Genomic DNA, 17,411 nt, shown 5'->3' with positions numbered 1-17,411 from the left:
TCCTCCTACTCTACAAAACTTTTAAATAGGAGCGCCTTACGCGTTCCATCTTTTCCAATAAAGCAATTAAATTTATGCTTTCCATCTACATAACCAATTAATTCATCTGAAACTTTCGTATGAAGCGGAATAATATCGCCTTCTTCAATTTGTTCAATCTCACCCATTGTCATCTTCTGCTCACCAATTGCAACGTGAACAGTTTTATACACTTGATTTACTTTCACTTCCACTTCAGAAGTATACTTCTTACGTTTATCCGAAGAATGTTCGACAATATTTTCAGATGTTAACTTATCCATAATTTCTTCAACAGATAAGAACGGAATTCCGATGCGCACCGTCGTATCCCAAAACTCTGTTTTCATATTTACATTCAATAATGAAATAATATCACTTGCTGTCGTAATCTTTAATGCATTCGGATCTGTCTCCGTCGTTACAAATTTTGGTTCAATCGCAACAACGCTTTCAAATGATTGCTCTAAATTTTTGCAAAGGAGCATAAAAATATTATCCAGTGTTAAAAACTCAAATGCGGTAAGTGGTCTACGCATCGTAAAGTTACGCTTACTATCTCCACCAAGCCAACATTCATGAATATAAATAACGAACGCTAAATCAATCTCAATGACAATTTCTCCAAGCTCCGGGAGGCCAAGATCAATAACGCAATATAAATAATAATCTTTCGGCATTTTCTCCACATACTCACTCGTAAATGGAACTTGCTCAACCGTTGAAGGCTCTAACTCAATCGGAATACGCATACGCGCTGACAACGTCTGTGACGTCTGTTTACCAAATGTAGAAGCAATTGCTTGCAAGCTACGTAAATGCTCAACACCGAACTTCTCCGGTCTATTAAAATCATACTCTTGAAATTTCTCTTGCTTTCCTGCTTCTTGTGCGAAAGCTGGCATTTCCTCGCCTTCATTTACCGCCTTCAGCAGGGCATCAATTTGCTCTTGGCTTAATTTTTCGCCACTCATGACAATCCCCTTCCCTACCTTTTCAATTCAACGATTTCAACGTACATCTTTCCATTCTTCGTCAAAATCTTTCCGGTTCCAATCTCTTCATTCTCAAGCATAAGACGCACCGTATTTTTCGTTGAATTTTCAAGACGATACAATGTACCTTTCGTAATATGAAGCAAATCTTCAATTTTCTTTTTCGTATTTCCAATTTCAAAATAAATTGTTAACGGAATATCATCTTGTAATTTCAAATCTAGCCAACTCCCATATCATGTTCACGAAAATTTCATGTTCTCTCTATATATGAAACTTCTTATTTTGAAACGTCGATATTTAATATTTTTTTAATATATCCTTGCGTTTCTTTAAATGGTGGTACGCCTCCGTACTTTCTCACATTACCAGGACCTGCATTATAAGATGCAAGCGCTAATACGAGATCGCCGTTATTTTTCTTTAAATAACCGCTTAACTCTTTCACGCCGCCTTCAATACTTTCAGCTGGTGAAAATGGATTTTTTATACCCATCTCTTTCACATTCGCTGGCATAAGCTGCATAAGTCCCATCGCACCTGCATGTGACACCGTTTTCGGATTAAAATTAGACTCTACTTCAATCATTTTTTGAATTAACGTTTTCGGAATTCCGTATGTACGGCTAGTGCGATCAATAATATCCTCATACTTCCCCTCATTGTAAGAACGTATTTTTTGAATATTATACTTCTTCGTTAATCCCCACGTATCAGCAGCCTCATTTTTCGTTTCTGGGAAACGTCGTTCAAACTCTTTTTGTGCGACTTGCACTTCATCTACGTTCTTCGTTTCAGCCTTTTCTTCAGGCTTACTCGTTTCCTCTACTTTATTAATAGATTCTTCCGGTTTATTAACGACCGTTTCTATTTTCGTAGATTGTACCGGCTGACTCATATCCTCTACCTTTGCCGGCTGCGTAGTACCCTTCGTCTCCTTCGCAGGTTCACTCTGCAACTTCTCTTGAAAACGACTACTAACGAATGCTTGTGGACTACTTAGCTTTTGCTGAATTTGTCCTTTCTTATATGCAAGCACTTCTTTTACTATATTTCCAACTATCATAATATCACCTTTTCGGTAAACAAAGATAATCTAATATTAGAGTTTTTTTTTAAAGTTTGCAATAATCCTTTTAATAATATTGTAATAAAAAAATGAATATATTGTTAAACTGTTATTTTTTTATATTTATTAATTCGAATTTTTAGTTGACACCCGCTATGACAGGGATTACAATAAATCTCGAAATTGATTTTTTCGCATATTACCGTTTTTCAATTTGCAGAAAAGTCAATATAAAAAAATGGAGGTTCTTAACATGAGAATTAATACAAACATTAACAGTTTACGTACGCAAGAATACATGCGTCAAAACCAATCAAAAATGAGCAATTCTATGGACCGTTTATCAAGCGGTAAACGTATCAACAACGCTTCTGACGATGCAGCAGGTCTTGCAATCGCAACTCGTATGCGTGCACGTGAAAGTGGATTAGGTGTTGCAGCTAATAACACACAAGACGGTATGTCATTAATCCGTACAGCTGACTCTGCAATGAACTCAGTATCTAACATCTTACTTCGTATGCGTGACATTGCTAACCAATCAGCTAACGGTACAAACACTGATTCAAACAAATCTGCACTACAAAAAGAATTTGTTGAATTACAAAAACAAATCACTTACATTGCAGACAATACTCAATTTAACGATAAGAACTTATTAAAAGAAGATAGCGAAGTTAAGATTCAAACACTTGATTCAAGTAGCGCTGATCAACAAATTGGTATTAATTTAAAAGCAGTTACTCTTGAAAAATTAGGAATCGATAAAATTGCAATCGGTAGTGCTGGTGGCGCTACAGCTCCTGTAATTGATCAAAAAGACCTTGATGCTGTAACAAATGGAATTGCTAATTTAAAAACTAGTTCTACTATTACGACGGATATCAAAGCTATTAAAGATGCTCTTACTAACATTAAACCTGGTATGGATGCAGGACAAGCTAAAGATATAGAAGATGCTCTTAATGGTTTCCAAGAGGGTAAAGCAAATGAGACAGATGCTGGTATTACAGCTATTAAAGATGCTTTAAATGCTGCTACACTTCCTACAGCAACAGCTGCAGCTGACAAAGCAAATGCTTTAGCAGCTGTCGAAGCAATTGATAAAGCTCTAACAACAGTTGCCGACAACCGTGCAACTCTAGGTGCTACATTAAACCGCTTAGACTTTAACGTAAACAACCTTAAGAGCCAATCTTCAAGTATGGCTTCAGCTGCTTCTCAAATCGAAGACGCTGACATGGCGAAAGAAATGTCTGAAATGACTAAGTTCAAAATCTTGAACGAAGCTGGTATCAGCATGCTTTCTCAAGCAAACCAAACTCCACAAATGGTTTCTAAATTATTACAATAAGCCATTTTGAGCTAGTTTCCTGAATAAACCTCTCTGCTTGCGGAGAGGTTTATTTTTTCTATATAGATAGATTATTTATAAAAGCTTTCTTTTTTATGCGGAAGAGAGTATCCGCGATGCGTAGAAGCGGTCAGTGCTTATCATGATCCCCTCCTACGTTAAAACAAAAACAGTAAATAAGCATAAGCCCCCTTACCCTTCCATAACTGATTATTAGATTAAGAGATACCGACTATATCAATCTATAAGGAGTGTCTATTATGCGTATTGGTACGAATGTTTTGAGTATGAATGCTAGGCAGTCGTTGTATGAAAATGAGAAACATATGAATGTTGCGATGGAGCATTTGGCGACTGGTAAGAAGTTGAACCACGCTTCGGATAATCCCGCTAATATTGCAATTGTGACTCGTATGCATGCGAGAGCCAGTGGTATGCGTGTGGCAATTCGTAATAATGAGGATGCGATATCGATGCTTCGCACGGCAGAAGCTGCTCTTCAAACTGTGATGAATATTTTGCAGCGTATGCGTGATTTGGCCGTTCAATCTGCGAACGGTACAAATTCAAATCAAAACCGTGATACACTAAATAAAGAGTTTCAGTCTTTAACAGAACAAATTGGCTATATTGGCGAGACGACTGAATTTAATGATTTATCCGTGTTCGATGGCCAAAAACGTCCTGTTACATTAGACGATATCGGTCATACAGTAAATATGACGAAACATATTCCTCCTTCCCCTACACAACATGACATCAAGATTTCAACAGAACAAGAAGCAAGAGCTGCAATTCGTAAAATTGAAGAGGCTTTACAAAATGTATCACTTCATCGTGCGAATCTTGGGGCTATGATGAATCGTTTACAGTTTAATATTGAAAATTTAAATAGCCAAAGTATGGCCCTAACAGATGCTGCATCTCGAATTGAAGATGCGGATATGGCGCAGGAAATGAGCGATTTTTTAAAGTTTAAATTGTTAACTGAAGTTGCACTTAGTATGGTTTCACAAGCAAATCAAATACCGCAAATGCTTTCCAAGTTGCTACAATCTTAAAAAATCATCTTCCTTCTTTGAAACGATTCCATACAAAACAAAAGGGAAATACATATACACTATGTATCTCCCTTTTATTTTGTACCCAAATTTTATTACTGCGTTACAGTCATAACCTGCCCACTACGATCAACCATAATTTTCATTTTACCGTCTTGTGCGTTATATAACCCTAATTTATGCAAATCTTGTTTACATTCTTTTACGAAGAAAGGTAATGTGCGAATTTGATCGATATCAGAACTCGTAATGAAATGAATTAAATGATGCGTCATTTCTTTTATATCATGAACAAGCTCTTCCTTTTCTCGCTTGATCCTTTCATTTTCAGCTCGTAATACATGTAATTCGCCTTCGAGACCACGAGCATTCTTTTCATCTTTTGAACGCTCTGCAGCCATGCTAGAAAGCTTATAGATTCCTTCCATAAACTGATGTAGTTCATGCTCTTTTCTTTCACTACACTGGCTAATCGTTTCAAAATTATCAACAATGCCAGATATAACTGTTACAAGGTTTTTTTCACCCTCCGTATTTTGAACTTCTCCTCTTAACTCTTGCTTGTTTTCTTTTTTCATCTCAACAATCGGTTCTTTTACAGGTTTATATTTTCGCTTTCGTCCTGGTTTTTGTTTTTCAATATTTTCAAACGGTATTTCACATTTTTTTAATTTGTAATATGTATTTTGTAATTGACTTGCTGTTTTTGGAAAAAGATTTAGTTCTTTTTTACTAACATATTTTGAAATATTAATAATGTTTAAACCGTGACGTTGGGAAAATTGATACACTTCATACAGTAACTCTAGCTCAGACTTCAGCCATGTAATTGTAGATTTTTCATAAGCCCGTATCCCGCCATGTTTTTCGATATCTATTTGAAATAATACCATTCTATTATATAAATCAACTAATTCTTCATACTCTACTCGGAATTGTTTCTCTATTTTTTTTAATTCCCCTTCTAGTTGCACATCGTTCATTTTATTATTTGACATGTTTTGCAAAAGATTTAATACATTGATTGCTGTGTGGTGATACATAATCTGTGCCACTCCCCCCTCATCCTTTCACAATTCTCATCTGACTCCCATGTCTTTTTAGAAAATAGCAATTTTTTCATATCCATATTATAACATTTCGAAATTATCTGTCAAATATTAAACATACAAAAATGTATAGAAAGTATAGAAATGGAAAAATTATTTTTAATTAATATGTATAATTACATATTAATTATATCATATGGTATTTCAGATATATTTTCACCGAAAAAGTTTGCGTTACTACGCAACCTTACTAGCATATTCCAAACATACGCTCTCTTATATTTTCAAATAAATAAGCTCGCTATTTATTCATTAAACGAATTGAAAATCTCGAAGTAGAGACTATTCATACAGCCATAAACACTCCAGAAATGTTTAATCTTTCTACCTGTACAGCAGAGTATAGAATGCAAAAAAGGAACTAGCCCGTACTACTTACACGTGGCTAGTTCCCTCCTCCCTACTAAAAAAAATAGAGTTGTATATCAGTTCTTCAAACCCTCATTCAAAGGCTCTTTTCTTCTACTGACCTAAAACCACTCCATATATCCGGTCTCACATCGCATGGGGCTCTATTAGGTACTGACCGCCACCACGCATGGCTAGCTACTCTATTCTTGATAAATAGAATGTAACTGTACACCGGTTCTTCTCAAACTCTCTCGGTATACCACTTCCTACTTTTACCCAAAACGGCTTCATTTCATATCTCTGGTCTCACATCGCATAGGGCTCTATTAGGCACTGATCGCTCTACGCATGGTTAGAGCTTCTATTCCAGCTAATAAAACTTTTCAAAACGTTTTTTACAGCACTAACTTATCAACTAAACCAATTAACTCTTGAATATCTGGCTTACTTACTTGAGCATTTGCTCCTACAGCTTCGCCTTTATGGAATAATTCATTTGTAATTAATGAAGAGAAAATAATGACCGGTAAACAATTCATTACTTCACTATCCTTAACAACTTTCGTTAAATGATGTCCATCCATTTTCGGCATTTCAATATCCGTAATTAGCAAGTGAATATGTTCAAACATTTTTTCCCCTTGCTCTTTCGCTAATTTTTCAATTTGCGCTAATGCTTCTGCACCATTGCTGAAGAAATTCATCTTCGTATATCCAGCTGATGATAATGTTTCTTCTAATATTTGGCGGAGCATCGCTGAATCTTCTGCAATATAAATCACTTTTTCAGCTCGATCTGTTTTCTGTTCTAATCCTGCAAGTGATTTATTGTCATAACCAGTACCGCTAATTTCACATACAATTTTTTCATAATCTAATAGCAAAATGATTTGCCCATCTAGTTTTACAATACCAGATGTCGTTTCTTCTAGTCCCATAGACAATGAAGCTGGTTCATCAATTTGTTCCCAAGAAATACGTTGAATACGATGCACTTCATCAACACGGAAAATAACTTTCATTTGATTTAATTCTGAAATAATAAATTTTGTTTGATCAAGTGACTTTGTCGATTTTAAATTAAGAGCTGTCGCTAAGTTAATAACAGGTAAAATTTCACCACGTACTTGTACAACACCTTCAACTGCATGATGAGATTCTGGCACAGTTGTAACAGGGAATGGATTAATGATTTCACGTACTTTCATTACGTTAATACTAAATAGGTTTTCACCAACAGTATATGTAACAATCTCTAATTCATTTGTTCCGCTTTCTAATAAAATACTTTGTGCTTGTGACATAAAGGTGTCGCTCCCCTTCCATTAATTCCGTATATCTAATTATTAAGCTTTACTAAACCGAAAAAGTCAACTACCTATATGAAAAATATAGATAGTTGAACGATTTATTTTAAAAGACGCTTAATCTTGTATAAAAGAAGCAAGTGTCTCTAATAACACTTCTTGTGCTCCTACAATTTCTGTCGGCATTGCTTCCCACTTTTTCGAAAGCTCCGTTTCTACTCTTATTCTTAGCTCCGAATCCATTTCTTCTAGCACATATTCTTTCGTCGCTATATCAACATCAAGTAGCGCAAGTGCATATAATTCTGGATCATTTATTTTTTTAAATAATTGTTTCAATATAGCTGGTGCTATATGTTTTAATTTTTCAATATGAATTTCCTTATCCGAAAATAGTAACTCATATTGAATAAATGTAATATTTTCTTTAATCACTTTAAAATAGCAATTATTTTTTTTATCATTTACAAAATAACCGTTCGGATCTGCAATAATACTCTCTACTTTACGAATTAAATACGGCAAACTACTCGCCGCCATTACAGTCCGTTGCTCAACCTCACTTGGCGAAATGAATGTAACGCGATACTTATTCTGCGCCATCCTCCTCACCTCTCCTTTTATAGAAATCTATTGTCACATACTATCGGAAGGCACTGGTCTGCCATAAAACGATTAACCATCCCAGTAACCTTCCATAGATCCATTTTTGCAACTCCACTTCACTTACAACTTCTCAAACTACTCTAGTAGCTCTCCGTATCTCTGTTCTTACACATCGGTCGAGCATCCTCATAGGCACTGACCGCTACCACATACCGCCAGATCCTCCCTCAAAACCTAAAAAAGGGCTTTTAAAAGCTTTTTAAGAGCTTTTCAATAACTCGATGTTATTGAACCAAAATGCAATCTGCTGATCCGTTATACCTGATAGTGTAATAAAAAACTCACGGCACTTCATCTCGTCCTTAAACAGTTGATACTTCCATTCTCCTTCGCTACCAACACTTACGAAATAAAACTCATGAATACGGCCAATGATTGATTGCTTTTCGCCAAATGAATATGGAGGTACTTGCTTAATTTCAAATTGATCAGGTAAATATATATGCTCTTCTCGTTCCATTTTTAACACTTGCTCAGCAAGTTCACGTTTATTTTCGAAAAAAGGCAATTGTAAAATTCGCTCTTGTCTTGTCGTCATACGAATAAAAAACCCTTTCTACTACATTACAATTTCACTTTATAATATATTATCGAATTAAGTTTACAACTTCATTTAATACTTCATCTGACACTTTAATTACTTTCGCATTTCCTTGGAATCCACGTTGATAAAGCATTAAATCAACAAATTCTACAGATAAATCTACATTTGAACTTTCTTTTGCTGACCCTCGCACATTACCTGCACCATTCTCACCAGCAACACCTATTCCTGGAATACCCGCTGATGGTGTCGCAACGTAATTTCCATTCCCTGTTTTCATTAATCCACCTGAATTCGGGAATGTAGCTACAGCTAGTTGTCCTACAACTTTCATACTACCATCTGAATATTTCATCATAACGAAACCACCGTCAGAAATAGAATAGTCATTTGCAATTGCAGCTGGGCGCCCCGTTACTTCTGTGGTAGAAATAGTTTTCCCTGTCGGATAATTTGTTAATCCGCTTAAATCAAGTGTTAGACCACTACCAAAAGGAATTTGAACAGATCCACCTTTAGTAATTTCACCCGTTACTGGATCTTTTTGTACAGCCTCATCTGTCTCCTTTAAATTTCCTAATGTATCAAATTTAAGATTTTTTTCGCCCGTCATGCCTTCGACAGGCTTAAATTCTTTTTCGTTTTTAGAATCATTCCTTACAGAAACTGTATATGTATATTCGCCTGGCACTGGCTTTTCAACTTCTTTACCATCTACAGTCTCTTTTGTAGTCTTTTGCTTAATATTTACACGTAACGTTAACGAGTTTCCTTCTGCATCAAAAACTGTGAATTCGTGAGATAATGCATTTTGGTTTCTAGGAAGGTTTCCCCCTATTGTCGCTTTATCTGTTTGAATCCCACCAACAGCTGATCCCATCGGAATATGAATTGGGCCTGGTCGTGAAGAAAAATCTATTTCTTGTGTTCCTGTTTTCACACCATAACCTAGCACATACTGTCCACCTGTAGTTGTAACATAGTTATCTTTCGATACACCGAAAGACCCTTTTCTCGTATACTCTACATTTCCACCGTTACGATCACCAACTAAAAACAAACCGTTTCCTTCTATCGCTGTCTCCATCTTATCACTAGTTAAAGTAATAGAACCATCACTAAAATCTGTAGATGTCCCACTGAACTTTACACCGTTACCAATACTTTTTGGATTCGTACCAGCATAAGCACCATCACCACGTGAACCAACCGTATTATTATATAGCAAATCATCAAAAATAGCCTTTTGCTTTTTATATCCAACTGTTTGTGCATTTGCAATATTATTTGAAGTAACACTTAATGCATTTTGTGCTGCATTCATCCCTGTAATACTTGTATATAACGCTTTAATCATAACCTTTGTACACTCCTTTTATTAATCTTGCTTAACCTCTTCATTTTTTTCTATATCATCTTTCTTCTCATCTTCTGGATTAGTTTCTGTTATTGGTTTATCAGAAACCCTTTCTATGAAACGAAGTGAGATAACTTGATTATCAACAATAAGTTGCACATCGTTATTTTCGGCAAGTCGAACTGTTTCCACTTGACCAGTCACTTGCTTTCCATTATTGCTTACACCTCTAACGTACTTTCCTAAAAACTTCATCCCTCCATCAAGAGCTGTCGAATACATTGTTGATTGCAGTTTATCTACTGCTTTCGTCATATTCTGTACTTGCTCCATAAGAGATAGCTGTGCTGTTTGGTTCATCATTTGGTTCATATCCATTGCATTAAACGGGTCTTGATGTTGAAAGCTTGCTAAAAAAAGTTTCAGGAAATCATCTTTATCCATAATACCGGGTGTTTTTTGAGTACTTGCTGATACTCCGTTTGCTTGTTGAGCTGATGACTGTGCGCCAGTAACAGATGTGTTTTTTGTTTGTGCTCCTGCTTGTAACGGAATATGATTTGTACTCGTTGTATTTAATCCAACTGTTGGCACGCTTTATTCCTCCAATAACCCCGCAAATTCTTTTGCATGTTGTTTCTCATGTTTTGTATTTGCTAATTTCTGTTTTTGCCTTTGTTCTTGTTCTCGCTGTTCTTTACGGTTTTCATCTTTATCTGAATAGCTAATTTGAATATTGATTTCTTTTTCTTTTAATTTTAATCTCAATTCATCAAAAATGATTTCAACACGTTTTTTCGCATCATGTTTTTCCATTTCTACGTGAACATCAATTTGATCTCCATGTTTTTTCATAAACACTGTTAATGTACCAAGTTTTTCTGGGTTTAACTGAAATAAAACACGCTCTTGTTTCACTACAAATTTTTGCAATGCTTCTACTTGCGCTTCCATTTTCTTTCCTAAATCAGGCAATGAAACTTTCTCAGCGCCACTATTTGATTTCCCTATTTGATCCGTACCCGTTGCTTTATTTAGCAACTCCGCACCCGTTGAACTCGAATCGTTTAACACATCACCTTCCGGCAACTCTATCTTTACATCATCGCTCTCAACTGTCGGAAGATCTACATCTTTAGACTCTTCTTGTTTCTTTGCAATATTACAAGTCTCTGTTTCTACGACTTTCAATACTTGCATCAATTGTTCCGGCATCTTCACTTTATCTAATGCCATTTGCATTGTATCTTCTAAACATATAGCATTTTTGATATTCATATTTGAAAGAAGCTCTTGCAACTGTTGTAATTCATTGGCGGGTAATTCGTTAAGTTTTATATTCCCATATTCTTTATATAGCTCTTGTATTTTTTGTATGTATTGATATAACAATTCCGGTTGCACACGTAATTGCTCAATTGCAACCATTTGCTCAGATACAGCTAATAGTAACTGTTCTGTTTCTTTTTTTTCTTCTTTCTTTACAATTGGCTCTTCTTTCGTTACTGATTGTTTAGAAAGAATATATTCTTTTTTTTCTTCTTTTGGTGCTTCTTCTTGTTTCATTTTCTCCGTTTTCGGCTGCTTTTTATTTTCCATTCTCATCGTACGATCGAATGAAGAATCTTCACTTTTTGATTGTACTTCTAGCCCTTTTTCTTTTTGCGGAGGTAAACTTTGTTGCACCGGTAATACAGACTGTATCACTATATTCACCTCATCCATTCATACACATTTTCAAATCAAGAAGCATTTTTTCTTCCTGCTTTTCTCGTACTTTAGCAAGCTTTTTACAATCTTCTTGATACATCTCATCAATGACACGTTCTTTTTCTTTTACTTGCTCTAAAAGGCTTTCATTTTTTCGAATAAAATCTTCCGTTTTTTTAATTTTCCGATTCCATTCTTCTATTCTTTCAGGTGAAAACGTATGTGAGGAAAGCATACCAGCCATTATACGTTGCCCAGTTTGTACGACTTTACTACGCGATTTTACTACATATAAATCATATTCTTTTTTTTGTTCTATTTTTCTTTTTTCAGCTGTTAATTCATACACTTCTTTCAAAATCTGTTCTTTTTCTTGATTTATTTGCAATTTTATCGTGTTGTACTGCTGCTTATCCACCTGTTTTAACAGCCCCTTCCTATTATAACGCTCTCTTTTTCTATTATATAGTTTTTTTCCAAAAAAATCTGTGAAATATTAAAAAACAAAAAAATAAGACCTCTTGGGCAGAGGTCTTATACGATATGGTGCATCGCTTCAACAATATCATCAAATTGGAAACTATCAGATCGACCTTGTTTTAAAAACGTATTTATACCTTCTACTTTGTTTTTACATTCAAAAATATAAGCATTTTCTGCATTTTCTTGAATTGTCCCTAATTTAAAATACAATTCATTTTCTTTATAAACAGATAAGATTTTTCTCATTTCATTTGCAAGTTGCCAATGGTTAGATGACACGATTTCTTCCATAATCCTACTTACTGAATCTAACACTGAAATGGCAGGGTAATGACTGAGCGTTGCAAGTTCACGCTTTAATACAATATGCCCATCTAAAATACCACGTGCTAAATCTGGTACAGGTCCGTTTAGATCATCCCCATCAACGAGTACAGTATATATACCTGTTATAGACCCCTTTTGTGTTTTCCCAGAGCGCTCTAACAGCTTCTTCATATAACTTTCCATTAAGAGTGTTTTACCACCGATTGGCAACTCTTTAACAGCAATATCAACACTTCTACGCGCATCAGCAAAACGAGTAACAGAGTCCATCATAAGTAGTACATTATTACCTTGATCACGGAAATATTCAGCAATAGATGTCGCAAGCTTCGCTGCACGAAGTTGCATTAGGTGACTTTCATCTGACGTCGCTACAACAACGACGCTTTTTCGCATTCCTTCTTCACCTAATTCTTTTCGAATAAAGTCTTTTACTTCTCGGCCACGTTCTCCTACTAAACTAATAACATTTATGTCAGCTTTTGCGTTTTTCGCAATCATTCCGAGTAAAGTAGATTTACCAACACCAGAACCAGCAAAAATACCAATCTTTTGACCGCTCCCAATTGTTAGCATAGAATCAATTGATTTGATTCCTGTTTCAAATACATCGGTAATTTCTTCACGTTCAAATGCATGAATAGGCGGGGCATCTAGTTTTATTTTTTGTAATGGAATATTCTCTGCATCCTCATTTAGTACTTCGCCATTTGCACTTAATACTTTTCCGAGTAAATGATTACCACGAGGTACAACAACATCTTCTGCAATTAGTGTAACTGAATCTCCGTAACATACTTTTTCTGTTTGTTCAAATGGAAGTAACATGTTGTTCTCTTTTTCAATTGCAATTACTTCACATAAGACGCTATGTTCTCCAACGAGACAAACATCACCGATTTTCGCCTTTGGCCCTTTCGCTACAAAAAACTGCTCTTGTACACTATGAACTTTACCGACTTTCGTATAAAACGGCGTTTCAATAAATGTATTCCATTTTTGGTTTTCATTCATTAATAGTCGATTCATACATTTTGCTCCTCAAATAACTTCTCTTCTTCCCATTTCTGGCGAAGTTTCGCAAATATAGGTGCAAATTTAAATTCAAAGAACTCTTTCTCTTCTTCTAGAACAAATTCACCAAACTGTAAGGAGAAATCATATTTCCATTCTACTAATTGTAGCAACCAATACTCTTTCGTATTTTCCTTCTCCTCTTGAATACGTTCAAATGTTTCTGGGTGTACGGTAATGATTAATTTTTCAAACGAAGTAGGCAACGTTTGAACGATACCAGTTAAAATGGGTAACACATCAAGCAATCGTGAATCTACTGCTTGATTCACGATTTTTTCTGCTAGATGAAAAGATTGATTCCATAATAATTCTGTCCATTCATATGCTGTTTCTTGTTGTTCTTTTTGAAACTGCATACGCGCTGCTTCCATCTGTTCCATTTGTTCATGAATATGCATTTGAAATTGTTCTTTATCTTGCAATAGCTGTTGACGCTCTCTTTCTAGCGTTTGCTGTTCTTGCCTTAGCTGATTCATTTCCATATGTAACGATTCTTGTTGCGCACGAAGTTCTGCATGATCAACTTGTAATTCTTCCTCTTCTATATGAACTGCGGCTGGCTTTGGGAATTGTAATTCATACGTTTCTTCAGAAAAAGAAACAGAATTCTTCGGAATTCTGTTTTTAAATAAGGACATCATCTTCACCTCTTTGAACGATAATTCTTCCTTCCTTCTCTAGCTTTTTCACTGTGCCTGTAATCGTTTGCTGTGCCTTTTCAGCATCCGTCATCTTAAGCGGTCCTAAGCCATCTAATTCTTCTAGAATCATCTCTTTACGGTTTGAAGACATACATGTAAATAATTTCTCTTTAATTTCTTCTTTTGCAATTTTAAGTGCTTTCGCAATAACGCCGTTATCTGTAATTTCTTCTAATACACGACGAAGTGCAAGATCTTCAAGTCCGAGTAAATCTTCAAATACAAACATGTTTTCTTTAATTTTCTCAGATAACTCATAATCCATTTCATCCAGCTTTTGAAAGACTGTTTTTTCAACACCTCGTGAAACATTATTTAAAATGTTTACTATTGTTTTCAAGCCATCCGTTTTATTAATTGCATTAAATGCCATATTATTTAATTTTGATTTTAATAAATCACCAATTTGATTTATTAATTCACCATCAACTTGCTCTAGCTTCGCAATCCCCATTACCGTTTCTACTCGCTTATGATCTGGTAATCTCTCAATTAATTGAGAAGCAAGCTGTGGTTTAATATAAGAAGCAATAATCGCAATCGTTTGTGGCGACTCATCATTAAGTACAGTAAGAAGTGGTTCTAAATCTGTAAGTGAATTTAAGAATTCAAACGGATTATCTTTGTTATACCAAAGATCTTCCAATAATTTTTCTAGTTCGTCTTCTGGCATATTTTTAAATATGCGACGAATATATTCTTTATCTGGAGTCACTAGGTTTAATTCTTTTACATTTAATTCATACAAGAACTCCCCTAGTACATTTTCTAGCGTTTCCGGTTTATATACACGAAACTTCGCGATTTCACGAAGTAATACTTCTTTTTCCTCAGCCGTCATATATTCAATGACTTTTGCTGCCACCCCTTCTTCTAATGTACGAATAAGGATGGCAGCTTTTTCTTTGGAGGAGATTTCATCTAACATCGTTGTTCCTCCCTTACTGTCCATTTAACCATTTTTTAATTACTTTTGCAGTTCCTTCTACATGTTCTTTCGTAGCATCATGCACTTGTTCATCTAACGTTGGTTCTTTCGGTTCTTCTGGTTCTGGTTTTGGCTCTGGTACTATTTTTTCTTCAGGAATTTCCATGATACTTTCATTACCTGCAGCAATTTCCTCTTCTGCTAAGTATTCTTCATATTCCTCTTCTTCTTTCTTTCTCTTACGTCTTACTAATAAGAACCATACTAAACCACCAATCGCTAATAAACCAGCTGGAATTCCACCGAATAACCACCAGTTTATACCGCTTTCTTCTGGTTCTTTCTTCTTCTCTTCTTTCGGCTGATCAAACTGAACAGTTACAACGTTAACTTGACCGTTTGTAAAGTTTCCATTCGGATCAGCTTGAAGCCCAGCGGCTGTGCCGATTGCTTCTTTGAAAGTAGTCATATCCATTTTTCGTTTTACTAACGTATCATTGTCTACCCATACTACAACATTTGTTTTTGTTAATTCTGGATGTTTCTTAATTGTTTCAACTGTTTTATCTATCTCATAGTTTTCAATTTTGTTACCATTTTTATTATCATAGACGATTTTACCATTTTGGTTATTGTTCGTACCGTAATTTGGTACTTCACCGTTCGCTGTTATACCAGCGCCTTGTTTCGTCTCTGCTCCTTCTTGCGCAGTAGAGCTTTCTTCTTGCTCTTGTTTACTACGAAGTACACCTTTATCACCATATTTTTCTGACTGGCGTGTAACTTCATCATAGTTTACAGATACTTTCGTATTCACTTTATATTCATTCGGTTTAAACATCGTCATTAATGTTGCGTCAATATCTTGCTTTAGCTTACCTTCAATTTGATGTTGCATCTCTACTTCTTTTTCATAAGAAGAGGAACTAGTAGAATGCGCTTCATCTGCTCCTTTTGAGATAATACCTTTTTTGCTATCAATCACACTTACTTCTTCTGCTTTTACACCAGGAACTGCTGCACTAATCATTTGCTGTATACCCGCAACTTGATCAGCAGTTAATAATTGGCCACGCTTCACTCCAACCGTAATCGCAGCTGTTCCTTTTGCTTTTTCTTCATCAAAAATTGTCTCTTTTTCAGGTAATGTAATTTGAACATTTGCCGTTTCAACTGTCGCAAAGTTTCTTACGATATCTTGCTCCAATTGCTTTTTCGTACCGACAATTTGCTTCATTTTTTTATCTTGCTCACTTGAACCGAGCGAGCTTTCTAATAAAATTTCCTCACCGCTTTTAGAATTAAACGGTAAGCCCATCCCATTCATTTCTTTTCGAACCCATGGAGCATCATTTTTTTGCACACGAATCGATCCATCGGCCGCTAACTGATAATCAACACCTAACTTTGATAATTCTGCTGTAATCTCTTGCTTATCTGCATCATTTAAATTTTGATATACAACAACATATTTATCTGGCAAGGTGAAGTATAAAAGTGCTCCTGTTACAATCGCTAAAAGCGCAGCACCAATTACTAACTTATGCCACGTTTTTAACGATTGGATAACATTTTTCATCTTTTCCATTTAAACACACCCGTCCACTTTCCTAAATTTGCATATTAATTAGTGACTTATAATTTTCAATAAGATTATCACGTACGAGAGCAGCCGTTTTCATTTGAGATTCAGCCTTCTTCTGCTGAATTAAAACGTCATGCGTTTCTCCTACCCCTTTAGTTAGTAAATCATATACTGCTGTTTGCGCATTGTTTTGCGTTTGATTCATATCTTCCAATAAATCAATAAACTTTTTCCCTTCAACTACAGATGTTTGAGAAGTTTTCGGTGCACCAATTGACTGAATTGCTCCAAATGGTTGCGTATTTAGCATTGATTGGATTTTCATATTACTATATTCCCCCTTATCCTCGGCCGATTTCTAAATCTTTATCAAGCATTTTTTTATTCGCATTTAATACACTTGTATTCGCTTCGTACATTTTTTGGGCAACCATTACATTCGTCATTTCAGCAGTCACATCAATATTTGGATAACGTACATACCCTTCTTCATTTGCATGCGGATGTGTTGGGTCATACACTAAGTTCTCAGTTTTATCTGCTTCAATACTTTTTATTTTCACCCCATTAGTAGGAGATCCATCTAACATATTTGCAAAACTATTGTTTGATTCTAGCACTACACTACGACGCTCATATAAATCTGCCCCCGGAGCAGCCGTTGTATTTGCATTTACAATATTGTTAGAAGTAACTTCCATCCACTTTCTCGCTGTCGTTAGTCCTGAGCCACTTGCATTAATTGCCTGAAACATCATTGTCTCTCCTT

19 protein-coding genes are annotated in these 17,411 nt (G+C 35.5%); 2 read left to right on the top strand and 17 right to left on the bottom strand.

Annotated elements, in window-relative coordinates; genetic code table 11:
* Nucleotides 1-5: 5 nt before the first annotated feature.
* From fliM to ACYVEC_RS10600, 3 genes are all read right to left on the bottom strand, one after another.
* On the bottom strand, nucleotides 6-992 hold the full coding sequence (fliM, locus tag ACYVEC_RS10610) for a flagellar motor switch protein FliM (RefSeq protein ID WP_460506324.1): 987 nt from the start codon (nucleotides 990-992) through the stop codon (nucleotides 6-8).
* A gap of 14 nt (nucleotides 993-1,006) precedes the next feature.
* A complete protein-coding gene (locus ACYVEC_RS10605) occupies nucleotides 1,007-1,231 on the bottom strand; it encodes a flagellar motor switch protein FliN (RefSeq protein ID WP_000775712.1) in 225 nt (74 codons plus the stop codon).
* Between the two features lie 62 nt (nucleotides 1,232-1,293).
* Entirely contained in the window at nucleotides 1,294-2,079 is a 786-nt protein-coding gene (locus ACYVEC_RS10600; protein WP_460506322.1) for a transglycosylase SLT domain-containing protein, read from the bottom strand.
* 256 nt (nucleotides 2,080-2,335) lie between these two features.
* Between ACYVEC_RS10600 and ACYVEC_RS10595 the strand changes: the two genes are divergently transcribed.
* Nucleotides 2,336-3,436, top strand: a complete 1,101-nt coding sequence (locus ACYVEC_RS10595; protein ID WP_460506320.1) for a flagellin N-terminal helical domain-containing protein — start codon at nucleotides 2,336-2,338, stop codon at nucleotides 3,434-3,436.
* A 260-nt stretch (nucleotides 3,437-3,696) separates the two neighbouring features.
* A complete protein-coding gene (locus ACYVEC_RS10590; protein WP_460506318.1) occupies nucleotides 3,697-4,497 on the top strand; it encodes a flagellin N-terminal helical domain-containing protein in 801 nt (266 codons plus the stop codon).
* 95 nt (nucleotides 4,498-4,592) lie between these two features.
* Here the strand turns inward: ACYVEC_RS10590 and ACYVEC_RS10585 are convergent, their stop codons facing one another.
* The 14 genes from ACYVEC_RS10585 to flgC form a co-directional block, all read right to left on the bottom strand.
* Nucleotides 4,593-5,540: a DNA-binding domain-containing protein gene (locus tag ACYVEC_RS10585; protein WP_460506416.1), complete on the bottom strand. Its 948-nt coding sequence runs from the start codon at nucleotides 5,538-5,540 to the stop codon at nucleotides 4,593-4,595.
* A gap of 812 nt (nucleotides 5,541-6,352) precedes the next feature.
* Complete coding sequence (locus ACYVEC_RS10580) at nucleotides 6,353-7,261, bottom strand: chemotaxis protein (RefSeq protein WP_098557279.1); 909 nt, start codon at nucleotides 7,259-7,261, stop codon at nucleotides 6,353-6,355.
* Between the two features lie 120 nt (nucleotides 7,262-7,381).
* Nucleotides 7,382-7,867: a LysR family transcriptional regulator gene (locus tag ACYVEC_RS10575; RefSeq protein WP_098557277.1), complete on the bottom strand. Its 486-nt coding sequence runs from the start codon at nucleotides 7,865-7,867 to the stop codon at nucleotides 7,382-7,384.
* 262 nt (nucleotides 7,868-8,129) lie between these two features.
* Entirely contained in the window at nucleotides 8,130-8,468 is a 339-nt protein-coding gene (locus ACYVEC_RS10570; RefSeq protein ID WP_000213336.1) for a DUF3964 family protein, read from the bottom strand.
* 49 nt (nucleotides 8,469-8,517) lie between these two features.
* Nucleotides 8,518-9,831, bottom strand: coding sequence for a flagellar hook protein FlgE (flgE, locus tag ACYVEC_RS10565; protein ID WP_098557276.1), 1,314 nt, complete (start codon nucleotides 9,829-9,831; stop codon nucleotides 8,518-8,520).
* A gap of 21 nt (nucleotides 9,832-9,852) precedes the next feature.
* Nucleotides 9,853-10,425 (bottom strand): flagellar hook assembly protein FlgD, encoded by a 573-nt coding sequence (locus tag ACYVEC_RS10560; protein WP_098557275.1) that lies wholly within the window; start codon nucleotides 10,423-10,425, stop codon nucleotides 9,853-9,855.
* A 3-nt stretch (nucleotides 10,426-10,428) separates the two neighbouring features.
* Entirely contained in the window at nucleotides 10,429-11,538 is a 1,110-nt protein-coding gene (locus tag ACYVEC_RS10555) for a flagellar hook-length control protein FliK (protein WP_142332889.1), read from the bottom strand.
* 10 nt (nucleotides 11,539-11,548) lie between these two features.
* Nucleotides 11,549-11,959, bottom strand: a complete 411-nt coding sequence (locus tag ACYVEC_RS10550; RefSeq protein ID WP_098557272.1) for a cytoplasmic protein — start codon at nucleotides 11,957-11,959, stop codon at nucleotides 11,549-11,551.
* Between the two features lie 116 nt (nucleotides 11,960-12,075).
* Nucleotides 12,076-13,380, bottom strand: coding sequence for a flagellar protein export ATPase FliI (gene fliI / locus ACYVEC_RS10545; RefSeq protein ID WP_098557270.1), 1,305 nt, complete (start codon nucleotides 13,378-13,380; stop codon nucleotides 12,076-12,078).
* A complete protein-coding gene (locus tag ACYVEC_RS10540; protein WP_033660054.1) occupies nucleotides 13,377-14,066 on the bottom strand; it encodes a FliH/SctL family protein in 690 nt (229 codons plus the stop codon). The genes fliI and ACYVEC_RS10540 overlap by 4 nt, the downstream gene beginning before the upstream one ends.
* Nucleotides 14,053-15,057, bottom strand: a complete 1,005-nt coding sequence (locus tag ACYVEC_RS10535; RefSeq protein WP_000883361.1) for a flagellar motor switch protein FliG — start codon at nucleotides 15,055-15,057, stop codon at nucleotides 14,053-14,055. Before ACYVEC_RS10535 ends, ACYVEC_RS10540 begins: the two co-directional genes overlap by 14 nt.
* Nucleotides 15,058-15,070: 13 nt before the next feature.
* Nucleotides 15,071-16,645, bottom strand: a complete 1,575-nt coding sequence (locus tag ACYVEC_RS10530) for a flagellar M-ring protein FliF C-terminal domain-containing protein (protein WP_098557269.1) — start codon at nucleotides 16,643-16,645, stop codon at nucleotides 15,071-15,073.
* Between the two features lie 22 nt (nucleotides 16,646-16,667).
* The gene (fliE, locus tag ACYVEC_RS10525; protein ID WP_063224078.1) at nucleotides 16,668-16,967 is read right to left on the bottom strand and encodes a flagellar hook-basal body complex protein FliE; all 300 of its coding nucleotides are present in this window, start codon (nucleotides 16,965-16,967) and stop codon (nucleotides 16,668-16,670) included.
* Nucleotides 16,968-16,983: 16 nt separating this feature from the next.
* Nucleotides 16,984-17,397 (bottom strand): flagellar basal body rod protein FlgC, encoded by a 414-nt coding sequence (gene flgC / locus ACYVEC_RS10520; protein ID WP_000484673.1) that lies wholly within the window; start codon nucleotides 17,395-17,397, stop codon nucleotides 16,984-16,986.
* Nucleotides 17,398-17,411 lie beyond the last annotated feature (14 nt).

It is taken from the genome of Bacillus sp. MN7755, from assembly GCF_054771475.1.
This window is presented reverse-complemented; position numbering and strand designations above follow the sequence as displayed.

Excerpts from the sequence above, each read along its gene's own strand:
- fliM (WP_460506324.1), bottom strand. The coding sequence starts at position 992 with ATGAGTGGCGAAAAATTAAGCCAAGAGCAAATTGATGCCCTGCTGAAG.
- ACYVEC_RS10600 (WP_460506322.1), bottom strand. The coding sequence starts at position 2,079 with ATGATAGTTGGAAATATAGTAAAAGAAGTGCTTGCATATAAGAAAGGA.
- ACYVEC_RS10595 (WP_460506320.1), top strand. The coding sequence starts at position 2,336 with ATGAGAATTAATACAAACATTAACAGTTTACGTACGCAAGAATACATG.
- ACYVEC_RS10590 (WP_460506318.1), top strand. The coding sequence starts at position 3,697 with ATGCGTATTGGTACGAATGTTTTGAGTATGAATGCTAGGCAGTCGTTG.
- ACYVEC_RS10585 (WP_460506416.1), bottom strand. The coding sequence starts at position 5,540 with ATGTATCACCACACAGCAATCAATGTATTAAATCTTTTGCAAAACATG.
- ACYVEC_RS10580 (WP_098557279.1), bottom strand. The coding sequence starts at position 7,261 with ATGTCACAAGCACAAAGTATTTTATTAGAAAGCGGAACAAATGAATTA.
- ACYVEC_RS10575 (WP_098557277.1), bottom strand. The coding sequence starts at position 7,867 with ATGGCGCAGAATAAGTATCGCGTTACATTCATTTCGCCAAGTGAGGTT.
- ACYVEC_RS10570 (WP_000213336.1), bottom strand. The coding sequence starts at position 8,468 with ATGACGACAAGACAAGAGCGAATTTTACAATTGCCTTTTTTCGAAAAT.
- flgE (WP_098557276.1), bottom strand. The coding sequence starts at position 9,831 with ATGATTAAAGCGTTATATACAAGTATTACAGGGATGAATGCAGCACAA.
- fliI (WP_098557270.1), bottom strand. The coding sequence starts at position 13,380 with ATGAATCGACTATTAATGAATGAAAACCAAAAATGGAATACATTTATT.
- ACYVEC_RS10540 (WP_033660054.1), bottom strand. The coding sequence starts at position 14,066 with ATGTCCTTATTTAAAAACAGAATTCCGAAGAATTCTGTTTCTTTTTCT.
- ACYVEC_RS10535 (WP_000883361.1), bottom strand. The coding sequence starts at position 15,057 with ATGTTAGATGAAATCTCCTCCAAAGAAAAAGCTGCCATCCTTATTCGT.
- ACYVEC_RS10530 (WP_098557269.1), bottom strand. The coding sequence starts at position 16,645 with ATGGAAAAGATGAAAAATGTTATCCAATCGTTAAAAACGTGGCATAAG.
- fliE (WP_063224078.1), bottom strand. The coding sequence starts at position 16,967 with ATGAAAATCCAATCAATGCTAAATACGCAACCATTTGGAGCAATTCAG.
- flgC (WP_000484673.1), bottom strand. The coding sequence starts at position 17,397 with ATGTTTCAGGCAATTAATGCAAGTGGCTCAGGACTAACGACAGCGAGA.